This is a genomic window from Kitasatospora sp. NPDC041988, from assembly GCF_055588525.1.
This window is the reverse complement of the sequence record NZ_JBVJCO010000005.1, coordinates 60511-73673: the sequence shown is the minus strand read 5'-3', so window position 1 is coordinate 73673 and position 13163 is coordinate 60511. Positions and strand designations below refer to the sequence as shown.

Annotated in this window: 11 protein-coding genes and 1 pseudogene; all 12 read right to left on the bottom strand. The window is 73.5% G+C overall.

Annotated features, from left to right (window positions below; genetic code table 11):
• Positions 1-44: 44 nt before the first annotated feature.
• Positions 45-1001 carry a TauD/TfdA family dioxygenase gene (locus ACZ6NC_RS07500; RefSeq protein ID WP_465729939.1) on the bottom strand — a complete coding sequence of 319 codons (957 nt, stop codon included), beginning with the start codon at positions 999-1001 and terminating at the stop codon, positions 45-47.
• A 62-nt stretch (positions 1002-1063) separates the two neighbouring features.
• Entirely contained in the window at positions 1064-1327 is a 264-nt protein-coding gene (locus ACZ6NC_RS07495; protein ID WP_465730228.1) for an AMP-binding enzyme, read from the bottom strand.
• Between the two features lie 12 nt (positions 1328-1339).
• Positions 1340-2686 (bottom strand): annotated as a pseudogene (locus ACZ6NC_RS07490) (amino acid adenylation domain-containing protein); the annotation flags it as partial.
• Positions 2687-3250: 564 nt separating this feature from the next.
• On the bottom strand, positions 3251-5146 hold the full coding sequence (locus tag ACZ6NC_RS07485; protein WP_465729937.1) for an FAD/NAD(P)-binding protein: 1896 nt from the start codon (positions 5144-5146) through the stop codon (positions 3251-3253).
• Between the two features lie 50 nt (positions 5147-5196).
• On the bottom strand, positions 5197-6102 hold the full coding sequence (locus tag ACZ6NC_RS07480; protein WP_465729935.1) for an MBL fold metallo-hydrolase: 906 nt from the start codon (positions 6100-6102) through the stop codon (positions 5197-5199).
• An 11-nt stretch (positions 6103-6113) separates the two neighbouring features.
• Positions 6114-7109 carry an ornithine cyclodeaminase family protein gene (locus tag ACZ6NC_RS07475; protein WP_465729933.1) on the bottom strand — a complete coding sequence of 332 codons (996 nt, stop codon included), beginning with the start codon at positions 7107-7109 and terminating at the stop codon, positions 6114-6116.
• Positions 7110-7154: 45 nt separating this feature from the next.
• On the bottom strand, positions 7155-7925 hold the full coding sequence (locus tag ACZ6NC_RS07470; RefSeq protein WP_465729931.1) for a thioesterase II family protein: 771 nt from the start codon (positions 7923-7925) through the stop codon (positions 7155-7157).
• Entirely contained in the window at positions 7922-8719 is a 798-nt protein-coding gene (locus tag ACZ6NC_RS07465; protein ID WP_465729929.1) for an FkbM family methyltransferase, read from the bottom strand. The genes ACZ6NC_RS07470 and ACZ6NC_RS07465 overlap by 4 nt, the downstream gene beginning before the upstream one ends.
• Positions 8716-9750, bottom strand: a complete 1035-nt coding sequence (locus ACZ6NC_RS07460) for a phosphopantetheine-binding protein (RefSeq protein WP_465729927.1) — start codon at positions 9748-9750, stop codon at positions 8716-8718. The genes ACZ6NC_RS07465 and ACZ6NC_RS07460 overlap by 4 nt, the downstream gene beginning before the upstream one ends.
• 205 nt (positions 9751-9955) lie before the next feature.
• A complete protein-coding gene (locus tag ACZ6NC_RS07455; RefSeq protein ID WP_465729925.1) occupies positions 9956-11290 on the bottom strand; it encodes an MFS transporter in 1335 nt (444 codons plus the stop codon).
• Entirely contained in the window at positions 11287-11958 is a 672-nt protein-coding gene (locus ACZ6NC_RS07450; RefSeq protein ID WP_465729923.1) for an ArsR/SmtB family transcription factor, read from the bottom strand. Before ACZ6NC_RS07450 ends, ACZ6NC_RS07455 begins: the two co-directional genes overlap by 4 nt.
• A gap of 117 nt (positions 11959-12075) precedes the next feature.
• Complete coding sequence (locus tag ACZ6NC_RS07445; protein WP_465729921.1) at positions 12076-12963, bottom strand: histidine kinase; 888 nt, start codon at positions 12961-12963, stop codon at positions 12076-12078.
• Between the last annotated feature and the right edge of the window lie 200 nt (positions 12964-13163).

The following is a 13163-nucleotide window of genomic DNA, read 5'->3' as shown; positions in this document are numbered from 1 at the left end:
GGGGAAATCCCGTTTCCCGGCCTTCCCCGGCACGAAATGGCCCGTCAGATCAGCACGGGGCCACGACCGTTGCGGTGGGCGGCGCTGCGCCTGCTGTCGAGGTGCACGTACACCCGGTGCAGCCAGCGGTCGCGGCCGTCGTAGCGCGGGGTGAAGTCGGTACGGCCGTGCACCACCAGGCGGTTGTCGATGAAGACCAGCTCGCCGGGTGCCAGGGTCAGTGAGGAGGAGACCTTGGTCAGCACCGTGCCCAGCCGCTCCATGGCCTCGGCGGCCTCGTCGTCCAGCGCGGTGGTGGCGTTGAAGTCGACCCGGATGTCCGGGTCCCGCACGTTGCCGCCGAGCACCGGGTGCGGTGCCGTGGCGTCGCCCGAGCCGAAGGACGGCGGTGCCTCGGTGACGAAGCGGGGGCTGTTGAGGACGGCGAGGTCCGCCTCGTCGAGCAGCGGCAACGCCTGGCGGATCGAGGAGACCAGGGTGCCGGCACGGCCGTCCCGGTCGGCCCGCAGGCACAGCAGGCCGACCAGGTCGGGGCGGTAGGGGTGGAAGGCGTTCTCGTTGTGCAGTTCCAGCGAGACCGAGCCGGCGTTGCTCTGCGACCCGGCGAGCGAGCGGACCGGGACCACGTCCTGGACCAGGGCGCCGTGCTTCTCGTCACGGTAGGCGATCACCTCGCCGAGCTGCTGGGCCAGCAGCATCGCCGCCGCGGAGGGGACCGCCGGGATCCGCTGGACCGAGTCCTTCACCGTCGGGGTGTCGGGCAGCGCGCTCTCGTCCACCGGCAGCCCGGCGATCGAGAGGATGCCGGCCGCCCCGGCGTCCTGTCGCAGGCCGCGCAGCGCCTCGATCAGCCGGACCGGCAGCCGGCAGCTGAGCCGGCGGGCCTCGACCAGCCAGTCGGGGTCGTCGAGCAGGCCCGGCGGGGTCCGGACGAGCTCCTCGGCCAGGCGGCGCAGGACGGCCCGTTCCTCGGCGGTGAGTGCCAGGCGAATCGCGTCCACGGACACGGGTTCGGGTGCAATGGCGGTCACACTGGTGCCTCTCGTCTGGAGGTGCGGGAGCGTCACGGCTCAAGTCGGCTTCGCAGCTGCCGGACGTCGACCTTGCCGTTGGCGGTCAACGGGAAGCGGTCGACCGTCACGAAGCTGGTGGGGATCATGTACTCGGGCAGGCGTCCGCCGAGGTGCTCGCGCAGGCTCGCGGCCTCGGGCTCGGCCCCCGTCTCGGGCAGCACGAAGGCCGCCAGGCTCTGGGTGCGGGCGTCCGGGTCGGCGGCGATCACCACGACCTCGGCGACGCCGGGGTGGTGGCGCAGCTGCTCCTGGATCTCCCCCGGCTCGACCCGGTAGCCGCGGATCTTGATCTGGTGGTCGACCCGGCCGAGGAACTCCAGCGAGCCGTCCGGCAGCCAGCGGGCCCGGTCGCCGGTCTTGTAGAGGCGCGCGCCGGGCGGGCCGTACGGGTCGGGCAGGAAGCGCTCCTCGGTCAGCTCGGGCCGGTGCAGATAGCCGCGTGCCACGCCCGCGCCGCCGATGTGGACCTCGCCCGCGACACCGACCGGGAGCGGCTCCAGCCGGTCGGTGAGGACGTACATGGTGGTGTTCGGGATCGGGTTGCCGAGCGGCACCAGGACGTTGCCCGGCGGCTCGGTGACGACGTACCCGGAGTTCCCGATGGTGATCTCGGTGGGGCCGTACTCGGTCGCGACGGCGGTGCCGTCGGGGCCGGCCGCCGCGATCCAGCGGCCGGCCAGGTCGGCGGTGAAGGCGTCGCCGGCCGCGATCGCGATGCCGGCCAGGTCCCGGGTCTCCTCCGGGGTGAGGTCGAGGCTGAGCAGGTCCAGCTGGCCGGGGGTCATCTTCAGGAAGCTGTACGGCCCGCCGGCGACCAGGTGCTCGCCCAGGTCAGCGATCGGCAGCGGGTCCGGGAGGAGGTGGACCGGCTGACCGGCGAGCAGCGGGCTGAACAGGTTCGGGATGCCGAGGTCGAAGGAGATCGAGGAGAAGGCGGCGGAGCCGCCGGTGCCCCGGCCGGCGTACGCGGTCGCCGCCCACAGCAGGTAGTTGGCCAGGCCCCGGTGTTCGACCATCACGCCCTTGGGTGCGCCGGTGGAGCCGGAGGTGTAGATGACGTAGGCGAGCCGGTGCGGGTCGGCCGGGGTGTCCGGGAGATTCGACGGCTGGGCCTCGATCGCGGCCCGGTCCTCGTCCACGAGCACGCTCCGGACGCCGTCCACCGGTTCGAGCAGCGGCAGCTGCGCGGTCTCGGTGACCACCATCGCGCAGCCGGCGGTCTCGACCATCAGCCGGAGCCGCTCGGGCGGCAGGTCCGGGTCGAGCGGCAGGTAGCCGGCGCCGGAGCGCCACACCCCGATGAAGGCCGGCAGCAGGTCCGGGCCGCGGCGCAGGCAGACCCCGACCAGGGTGTCGGGCTCGGCGCCGAGGTCCATCAGGTGGTGGGCGATCCGGTTGGCCCGCTCGTCCAGCTCGCGGAAGGTCAGTGCGCCCCGGTCCGAGCGGACGGCCACCGCGTCCGGGGTGCGGCGGGCCTGGGCGTGGATCAGCGCGTCGACCGTGTCCGTTCCGTGGTCGACCGTGTCACCGGACGCCCAGGTGTGCAGCACCAGCTGCCGCTCCCCGGCCGGAAGCCGGGCGGCCAGGGCGTCGCCGTCGGGGTCCGCGGCCATGGCCTCCAGCACCAGCCGGTACATCGCCGCCAGGACCGCGAACCGGGCGGGCGCGACGGCCCCGGCGCGGGCCGTCAGCCGCAACCGTTCGTCCTCGGGGGCGACCAGCAGTCCGTACGCCGTTCCGGGCTCGGCGGCCGCGGCGAACAGGACCTGGTCGGGGCGGGTGGCGCCCCGACCGGCGGAGGCTGCGGCGCTCTCCTCGCCGGAGCGCAGGTCCTTGACGACGTGCTGGAGCAACAGTCGCCAGGTCTCGGCGTCCCGGTGCACCTCGACGGCGACGGCCCGGCCGTGCCCGGGAAGGGCGACGTCGGTGCTCAGCCCCCGGTCCTCGGTCAGCATGCCGAGCACCTTGACGTGTGCGGCGAGCAACACCTCGCCGACGGTCGCCCCGCAGGTCTCGGCCAGTGCGGCCAGGCCGTCGGCGAGATCGGTGAACTCGACGGCGGTCTCGGCGGGTTCGCCGCCGGTGTGCTCGGGCTGCCAGGCGGTGGGCAGGGTCAGTGTGACGCTCAATGCGGTCTCTCCTCGTGGTCGCACCGCGGCACGCGCGCGACGTGCTGTCTACTGGAAGGCCGGAGTCGCCCGCGCGGGCGGCTCCTCGCCCGGCCGGACGCCGGACAGCGCGTGGGCCGCGATCGCGTCGGCGTCCCGGACGTAGTCGCCCCACGGGCCAGGGCGGCCGAAGCCGACCTGGGTGAACCAGCGCGTGTTCTCGGTGGGCACCCCGAGGACGTACAGGCCGGTGTCGGGCAGGCCCGCGCCGTCCACCGGGTGGAACGGGGCCGTGGTGACCGCCACCCCGCCGGTGCGGAAGGCGTGCTTCGCGTCCCGGTTGACGAACTCGGTCCACAGGCCGCGCCCCCGGAGGTTCCGGGTCAGCTCCGCCGGGTCGCGGCCGAGGTCCGGCACCGGGACGCGGGCGTCGACCACGTGGTCGACCGGCGTTCCCGAGCCCGCCACCCGGGGCGAGGAGACGGTGAACCGGCCGAGGCCCGGATCGGCGGCGATCCGCACCTCGGGGCCGACCACGCGGAGCACGCCGGCCGCCATCAGCGCCAGCGCCTGCCGCAGCCGGACCGGCGGTGGCCCGGCCACCAGCACCGAGCTGACCGGCACGAACGAGCCGAGGAACGCCTCCCGGTGTGAAGCCGGGTCGAGCCCGCCGAAGTCGACGCACTCGCGCATCACCCAGCGGGTGTCGCGGACGACGTCGAGCGCGGCCATCAGCGGCGACCCGGTGTTGCCGCGCTCGGCCTCCCGGACGCTCTCGCGCAGCAGCGCGGCCAGCGTGCGGTCGAACTCCTCGGGCCCGCGGAAGGTCCGCCCGGCGAACGGACGGGCCTGCGCCTCCAGGTCGAGCGGGGGCAACCCGGCGGCGCCGTGACGGGCGGCGATCGCCCGGACGTCCGGCGGCCCGGCGGCGCCGGCGAGGGCCACCTCCTCGGTGAACTCCTCGGCGGCGCCCGGCCCGTGCGAGTGGCGCAGCGCCGTCGCGTAGTAGACCAGGTCGACCTCGGCGGTCAGCCAGGGCAGCACGTCGGCCGTGAAGTCCAGCACCGGCCCGGCCGCCCGGCGGCGGACCCGGTCCGGGGTGAAGAGGACCGGCTTGAAGGAGTACCCGGGCGGCCGGTTGTTGTCGCCCTTGGCCAGCAGCGGCAGCCCGCTGCGCGAACCGGCCAGCAGGACGGGCTCCGCACCGCTGGGCCGGTACTCCAGCTCGCCGTCCGCCTCCTCGGTGAACCGGCCGCCCCGGCCGACCGTGAGGGCGGCCATGACGTCGTAGAAGGACAGCCCGAGCCCCAGCACGCCCACGGCCGCGCCGGCCGGGATGGCGTCGAGGGACATCTCGGCGGGCGAGTCGCCCCGGATCCAGCCGAGACCGGGGCGGTCCGCGGCGAAGTCGAGGAGTTCCCGCTCGGTCCGCTCCGCCGGCGCCGGCCCGGCGTGGCCGGTGACCAGGACCACCCGGTCCGCGTCCAGGCGGCCCCCGCCGGCCATGGTCAGGCGGTAGCCGCCGCCGCGCGGTTCGAGGTCGGTCACGGCGGCGCGCACGCGGGTCAGCCGGACGTGTGCCGGCAGGCCCGCCTCGATCGCGTCCAGGGCGAAGCTCAGGTAGCGGCCGTACACCGCCCGGGGTGCGTAGCCCTCCGGCCCCGGGTAGCCGGGGACGCCGGCGGACCACCACTGCGCGAAGGTCGGCCCCGCCCCGGCCCGGGCCGGCCCGTCGTCCGCTGCTCCGGAGAACGCGGAGATCAGGCCGACCGGAGTGTTCATCAGGAACCACTCCGGCTGGTCGGTGCGGTAGATCCGCCCGCAGCCCACCTCCACCGCGTCGATCAGGTGCAGTTCCACCGGCCGGTCTCCGGGCTGCTCGCCGAGCCGGGCCACCAGGCGCTCGGTCACGGTCAGCCCGCGCGGGCCGCTGCCGACGACGGCTATCCGCCAGGGTCGCGTCAAGGGAATCCCCCTCCCGAGGGCAGAGAAAGTCGGATCCGGGTGATGCCGGCTCAGGCGTGGCAGGTGAGCGGCTTGCCGCCGTTGTAGACGACCATGTCCCGGTAGGCGGCAGCGGTGTCGATCCTGGCGCCGGGCGGGGTACCGTCCAGCTCCGCGTACGCGCGGTGCAGGTTGCCGACGATCCGCTCGACGTCCAGCCATTCGTAGTACTCGCCGAGGTCGCTCTCGAAGGCGGCCTCCAGCGGGCTCAACCCGGCGTCCTTGGCCTCGCGGGCGATCGTCTGCACGGTGCGCAGGTAGCCGAGCGCCTCGTCGATCACCTCGGGCCCGCAGACCGGGCCGTGGCCGGGCACGATGGTCTGCGCGTCCAGCGGGCGAACCACCTTGTCCAGCACCTCGATCGCCCCGCTGACCGAGCCCATCAGCACGAACGGCGCGCCGCCCTTGAAGAGCAGGTCACCCGCGAACAGAACGGACCGGTCCGGCAGGTGGACGACCGAGTCGTTGGTGGTGTGCGCCGGGCCCCCCACGTGCCGCACGTCGCAGCGCAGTTCGTCCGACCAGAGCGTCACCCCGTCGGTGTAGGTGAGGAACGGCGGTGCCAGCTCGAACTCGCCGAAATCGATCTCGTTCCACACGCCCCGGTTGTACGGCCGCCCGAAGGCCATCACCTCGGCCCTCGCCTGCTCGTGCCCGATGATCGTGGCACCGGGGAGCAGGTAGTTGCCGAAGGTGTGGTCGGCGTGGTGATGGGTGTTCACCAGGGTGCGGATCGGCCCCCTGGTCACCCCGGCGACCGCGTCGAGGTAGGCGCGCGTACGGCTCTCGGTGGCACACGTGTCGATGCTGATGACGCCCTGACGGCCGACCAGGAAGGCGGTGTTGTTGAGGAACCAGCTGCCGTCCGGCTGGACGTACGCGAACACGCCCTCGCTGACCTCGACCGTCTGCGGCACGCCGCTGAGCGTCACTTCCGACCGCCTGCCACGACCGGGACGCTGCCCTTGGTGGACGGGAAGCCCGCCAGCTCGGTGCCCAGGCCCTGCGCCTTGGCGCTGCGGTAGGCGTACGCGGCCACCGCGACGTCCTGCAGCGGCGAGCCCACGGACTTGAACAGCGTGCGGGCCGGCCTGGGGGCGTCGGCGGGACGGCTGCACAGCTCGGCGAGCGTGATCACCCGCCCGGTGTCCAGGGTGCCGGCCTTGACGGCGGCGATGGCGTCGCCGGACTCCTCCAGTGCCTGCAAGCGGTCCACCACGATGAGTCCGGGCGCGCGCCACACCTCGGCGTCCAGCTCCCGCTCCTCGGGCAGGGTCGAGCCGGTGGAGCTGATGTGGACGGTCTCGGGGATCCAGTCCGCGTGGAAGGCCGGACCGTTGCCACCGGTGTTGGTCGCCACCAGGATCAGGTCGGCGTCCTGCACGGCGGTGGCGCCGTCCGCGACCGGTTCGATCTCCACGCCGAGGCGCTCGGAGAGGTCAGCGGCGAATCCGTCGCGCCGCTCCTTGCGCGGGCTGTGTACGGAGATCCGCTCCAGGTCCAGCAACTGGCTGATGACGGTGGCCTGCATGCGTGCCTCGGCGCCGGAGCCGATGATGCCGACCTTCCTGGCGTTCGGCGCCAGCTTGGCGGCGGCCAGGCAGGCGGTGGAGGCGGTGCGCAGGACGGTGAGGTGGTTGCCGTCCACGGCGGCCAGGAACTCACCGGTACCGATGTCGAAGAGGTTGACCTGGAACCGGACGGTGCTGCCGACCAGGTGGAACTCCTTGTAACCGACCACGCCGAGGCCCGGCAGCGCGGCGGCCATGAGCCGCAGCCAGCCCCCTTCGAAGCGGAGGTTGACCCGCTCGGTGATCGCCGTGTTGCCGGCGTGGTCCTCCCGGTAGGCCTCGTCCAGCGCGTTCAGTACACCCTTGACGTCGGTCGCCCGGCGGACGTCCTGGTCGGTGAGAATGATTGCCATCTTTTCGTCTCTCTCTGGAGCTTGTGCACGCGTCAGCGGCGTCGGTCAGCCGGTCGGTCCCGCGCCCGCCGTCGGCGCGCCGCGCAGCAGGGCGGAGACCAGTTCCGACGCCTCGTCCAGCACGAAGTGGCTGGTCGGGTACATGTGCAGCGAGAACGGCCGGGTGGTCTCCCATCGCCAGGCCGCCATGGACTCGTAGGTCACGAAGTGGTCGTGCATGCCGCCGGCGACGACGATCGGGACGTCGAGCGGCGGCTCGGGGGCGTACGGCGCCCGTTCGATCAGCCGGTAGTCGGCCCGCAGCACGGGTTCGAACATCTCCATCAGGTCGGGGTCGCCGAGGACCTCCGGCGCCACGCCGCCGTACGACGCCACCTGTTCGAAGAGCTCCTCGCGGGGCAGTAGATGGAGCGGCGACTCGACCGAGCGCACGGCCGGCGCCTCGATCGACGAGACGACCAGCAGCTCCGGCTGCGGCCGGCCCCGCGCGCGCAGCCAGCGCGCGAACTCGAAGGCCACCAGGCTGCCGGAACAGTGCCCGAACAGCACGAACCGCCCCTGCGTCACCGGTGCCAGGACGCTGCCCAGCGTCTCCAGAAGGTCCGGCATCTCCTCGATCGGCGGCTCGTCCAGCCGGTTCTCCCTCCCGGGGAACCGGACGGCGCACAACTCGGCGCCGGCCGGGAGCCGGCCCGCCCATTCGTTGTAGATCGAGGCCCCGGCACCGATGTGCGGGAAGCAGATCACCCGTACGTCCGGCTCGGCCACCGGGCGCGGCCTCACGACCCACTTCCGGTTGACCAGTGTGCCCATCATGAGTTCCTCCGCGCGAACAACGTGAAGACATCGGTGCCGCGGTACTCCTCGGGCTGCTCCACCGTGGTCGTCATGCCGTGGGCGGTGAACAGTTCGACGGCCGCGGCCAACCGGCCTTCGCCCTCGACCTCGACGGCAGCCAGATGGACCTTCGGCCACAGCTCGTCGCCGATGCCGCCCAGCACCTCCAGCTCGAAGCCCTCGACATCGATCTTCAGGAAGTCGATGCGGTCGATGCCGAGGCTCGTCGCCGTCTCATCGAGCCGCACCACCTCGCACGAGACCTTCCGGACCTCCTCGAAGCGGCCGGCGAGGATCTCCTCGGTCTCCTCGACCAACACCGCGCGGCGCTCCTCGTCGTCGAGGCCGGCCGCGACGTTCCTGATGTAGGAGCGGACCAGTTCCTTGTCCTCGGCAGGATCCGCGTCGAATCCGGACATCATCGTGTACTGCGGGTAGAAGGTCAGCTCACGCCGCTCCGGAACGGAGCCGACGGCCTGGTTGAGAGCCGTGACGTTGGAAAGCCCCGCGACATTTCCGGAGAGCAACCGGAAGACCTCCGGAGCGGGCTCGAAGGAGAATATCCGGGCGGTCGGCCACTGCTGCGAGGCGAACAGCGTGAACATCCCCAGATTGGCCCCGACATCGACGATGACCGGGTTCTCCGGGAGCGGTTTGCCGTCCGGCGGCAGGTAGACCTCGTCCTCGAAGATCTCCTTGTACAGATACTCGGCCTCGTTGCGGTTGAGGCACCGCACCACCAGCCCGTTCGGAAGGCGCTGCTCGTACGTCATGTGAGCAACTCCGCCTTCATCACGTCGGCCACCCCGGGATCGGCGAGCAACGGCCCGAACCATTCGAGGCCGTAGTCGAACCGGTGCGTCCGGCATTCCGCGGCCACCGGGCCCCAGATCCGCTCGGCGGCGTCGGCCTCCTTCTCGTCCTGGAGCAGGACGACGGGGACGTCGCAGGCCTGCGGCCGGTAGCGGCTCAGCGCCCACGCGATCCCGGCCGCCACCCGCTGGAGCCGCGCCAGGTCGGCCGCCCCGGTGTCCGCCCCGTACCAGCCCTCCCGGCTCAGCACGGCGAGCACCTGCGCCGCGTCCTCCTCGCCGCCGAGGCCGAACCGCTTTGCCACCAGGGCCAGGCGGCGGCGCAGCGCGAGGTCGAAGTCGACCGGCGAAGCCGGCAGCGCGGCCGGCTTGATCAGCACCACCCGGGCCACCTGCCGCGCGTGCGCGCGCAGTTGCCGCGCCAGCTCGAAGGCGACCACGGCGCCGCTGCCGACGCCGACCAGGTGGTACGGGCCCGCCGGCTGGACGGCCAGCAGCTCGCCGACGAACCGCTCGGCCAGCTCGGGCACGGTCGCCGTCCACGGCTCGGCACCCGGGTCGTGCTCCAGCGACAGCGCGTACACCGGGCGGCCGGTCTCCCAGCCGCGCGCGGCCTCGCGCTCGATGTCGGAGAACTGCTCGGAGAGGACGAGGAACAGCGGCTCCCCGGCGCCGTCCGCGACGAGCGTGGTCAGGGCCGGCCCGCCGTGCTCCGGCGCGGGGCCGGACTCCGCCAGCACGGCCGGCACCGGAATCCCGGTCGACGGATCCACGGCCCCGACACCGCCCACCGTCAGGCTTTCGGCCAGCCGGGCCGGTGTGGGATTCCGAAACACCGCCGAGCTTCGCACGGATATTCCGCGCTGCCGTGCGGCAATGACGACGTCGACCACCTTGAGCGAATTCCCGCCCAGATCGAAGAAATCGTCGTGCGGCTGGGCCGTGACGCCGAGGACGCCCGCCCAGATGTCACAGAGTTCTTGCTCGATCACCCGACACGATTTATTTTCTCCGGTCACTTGACGGACAGTAGGAGATCGCCGCAGCCGTCATCGGCAAGTCAACGGGCAACTGACCGGCAATCGGTGTCCGCCCGTTCACCGGGCGAAACACCCTCGGCCGGCGCCCACGGGAGCCTCCGTGCCGAGTGTCCGATCGGCCTCCGTGGTGGGCGGGCCCGACGTCGGGGGGACGGCGTCAGGCCGACACCGCCGACCGCGTGGGCTCCGACACCTCGCCCGCCGAACCGTGACCGCGCAGGCGGTCCATCTCCCGCCACTCCGGGCGGAGGCCGGCGAGCGTGGTGGTGGCGAAGTACAGACCGCCACAGGCGAGCAGCACGGGTATCAGGCCGGTGAGGGCGACGGCGGCACCGGCGAGGAGGCCACCGAGGGGGATGCCGGCCCAGGCCAGGGAGTCGCCGAGGGCGCCGACGCGGCCGAGCAGGTGGCGCGGCACCCGTTCGAACAGCATCGCTCCGAGGATCGGGTTGAGGAAGCCGGAGCCGAACCCGCCCACCGCGAAGACGGCGAGCACGACGCCCATCGGTGCGTCCATGGCAAGGACCAGGAACCTCGGGGCCCCGCAGAGCAGGAAGCCGGTGAAGAAGACGATCCGGCGTGGGAGCCGGTGGGCGAACGCCGCCGCTATCAGGCTGCCGCCGACCGCGGCGATCCCCCAGGCACTGCCGGTCAGGCCGATGGCCGCCGGGCCGCCGCCGGACTCCTGCGCCCAGACCGGCACCAGGACCGTCATGAACGCGGCGTCCAGCAGGTTGGTCACACCGATCATCACGATCACGGTGAGCATCAGCGGCTCGCCGCGCACGAAGGTGAAGCCCTCTCGGAACATCCGCCAGTAGCCGGCCCGCTGCTCCGGCTCGCCCTCCCCCGCCGGCTGCGGGGCGGCGGCCGCCCGGCCCATGCCGCGCGGCAGTACGAGCGCGATGACGAGCGAGCCCAGGGCGAACGCGACCGCGTTGACCGTCAGACCGGCCATCGGGCCGAGCAGCGCGATCAGCCCGCCGCCGATCGCCGGGCCGACCGTGGAGGCCAGCCGCTCGGTGACCCCGGAGAGCCCGGTGGCCCGCTCCAGCGGTACGCGCGCACGGTCGGCCGCCTCGGGGACCATCACCTCCTTGGCCAAGTCCCCCGGGCCGCGGACCGCTCCGACCAGCCCGACCATGACCAGCAGCAGCCAGAACGGCAGCGCCCCCAGGCCGTGCAGCAACGGGATCAGGCCGGCCGCAACAGCGCTCACCGCATCCGTCGTCCAGGAGATGACCCGCGGGCCCAGCCGGTCGATGACCGGCCCGGCAAGCGCCTTGACCAGGACGTACGGCGTCATCTCCACGAAGGCGACGACGCCCGTCATGGTGGCGCTGCCGGTGGTCGCGAGGACGAACCAGGGCAGGGCGATCGCCGAGACCCGCGTCCCCGTCAGGGAGATCGCCATCGCCCCGAGCACCCCGGCCAGCGGCCGAACCGTGCGCGGAGCGGCGGACCGGGAAGCCGCAGCCGGGACGGTGCTCACTTCGGCCCCTCCGATGCGTCCGCCTCCGGCTCGCCCGCGGGGTCGGGCAGCACCTGGAGCACCACCGAGACCCGCTCGGCCCCCGCCGGCACCGCCTCGGGCTCGGCCGTGGACTCGGACTCGGAGTCCGACTCGGGCCCCGCGGCCCGGCGGTAGCGCGCGACCACCTCCGCCACCTCCTCGGCGAGGCGGCGCGCCTCCTCCGGCGTCAGCCGCAGCGACCAGTCGCTGAAGTCGAAGGAGTGCCGCCACTCCCGCGGCATGGTCTCGAAGGAGTTCAGCGCGCGCTGGGTGGTCAGCGCGTTGGCGGCGACGACCGACCGCAGGTAGGCGAACGCGGCCTCGGGCTCCTCGTCGGCCAAGTCCCGATCCGCGAACCAGGTCACCTGGTGGAGCGGCTTCCACCACCGCTCACGGGCGTTTCCGCGCTCCGTGTCCTCCGCGACGAAGCCGGCAGCCGCCAGCTGGCGCAGGTGGTAGCTGGTCGCGCCCGACGTCAGCCCCATCCGCTCGGCGAGCATCGTCGCCGTGGACGGCCCGTGCCGGCGCAGCAGCCCGACCAGTTGCACGCGCACGGGGTGGGCGAGGGCCCGCAGGCCCTTGGCGTCGAGGACGACGACATCGGTCTGCGGCTCCGGGCTGTGCGGCCACTTCTGCTCTTCGGTCATGGCAGCAGCGTAGAACCGCAAACACTTCTTCGCAAAGGGTTATTTGCAAACAAGTCTTGGCGATCTTCCGAGTGCCGGGCCGGGCCGATCGGTACCGGATGGTGCTGGCGGTGACGGTCAGTCGCGGGCCACCGCCAGGATCAGGACCACGGTGATGCCGCCGCCCGGGGTCGGCTCCACCGCCAGCCGACCGCCTGCCGCGCGGATCAGCCCGTAGCCGGCCGGCCCCACCGGACCGTCCGGGCGCATCCCGGCGAGCAACCACTCACGGGCCTCCGGGAGTTCACACGGCCCGCGGTCCACCACCCTCAGCTCCACCCGGGCCCGGTCCGTCACCGCACCCGCCGGCCCCGCCACACCGTCCGGCCCCGGCGCCCGACCACGAACGGCCCGCACGGCCCCCGACCCACCCGGGCCGCCCGCACCGCCGACGCCGCCCCAGCCGCCCGAACCCCTCCGGCCGGACACCGCGTCGACCCGGACCAGCACCCGGTCCCCCGCCGGGCTGCGCCGGATCGCATGGTCGACCAGCCCGGCCAGCGCGGACTCCAGCCGCCGGGCGTCCACGGCCACCACCGGCAGGCCGGCCGGTATCCGCGTCGAGACCGACGCCGCCCGGCCGCCGCCCCGCAGCACCCGCTGCACCACCTCGGCCACCTGGACGTGCTGAGCCTGCGGATTGCAGCCCTCCGTGCGCTCCGTCCACCGCACCCGCTCCAGTTCGGGCCTGCTGAGTGCCCGCGGTGCGGCCATCTCCCCAGGCGGCCGGCCCGGACCGCCCGCACCGCCGGACCCGGCGCCACCGAACCCGCCCGCGCCGCCGGCGCCGTCCGCACCGCCCCCGGAGCCGCCGTCCCGGCCACCGCCGAATCCGCCACCCCGGCCGCTGCCGCCGCGCCCGGCCGCCCCGGAGCCACCCGGGCCGCCGAGTCCGCCGAACGCACCCAGCCCGCCGAGCACCCGGGCACCCGACGCGACATAGCCCCAGAGCTTCCCGCGTGCCATCGCCCTGCCCCTCGTGCGTCGCCGGCCGCCGCCGCCGAACGCGCGGCAGGCCGGACAGGGCCGCGTTCCGGGCCCCTCCGCCAAGCCTGCGCCTCCGCCACCCGGGTGACAATCCGGCTCATGGACGCAAATCGGCCACCACACCCCGCCGGTCGGCGGGTACCGCCCCGGCCGACCGACGGGGCCGGGCCACCGGACAC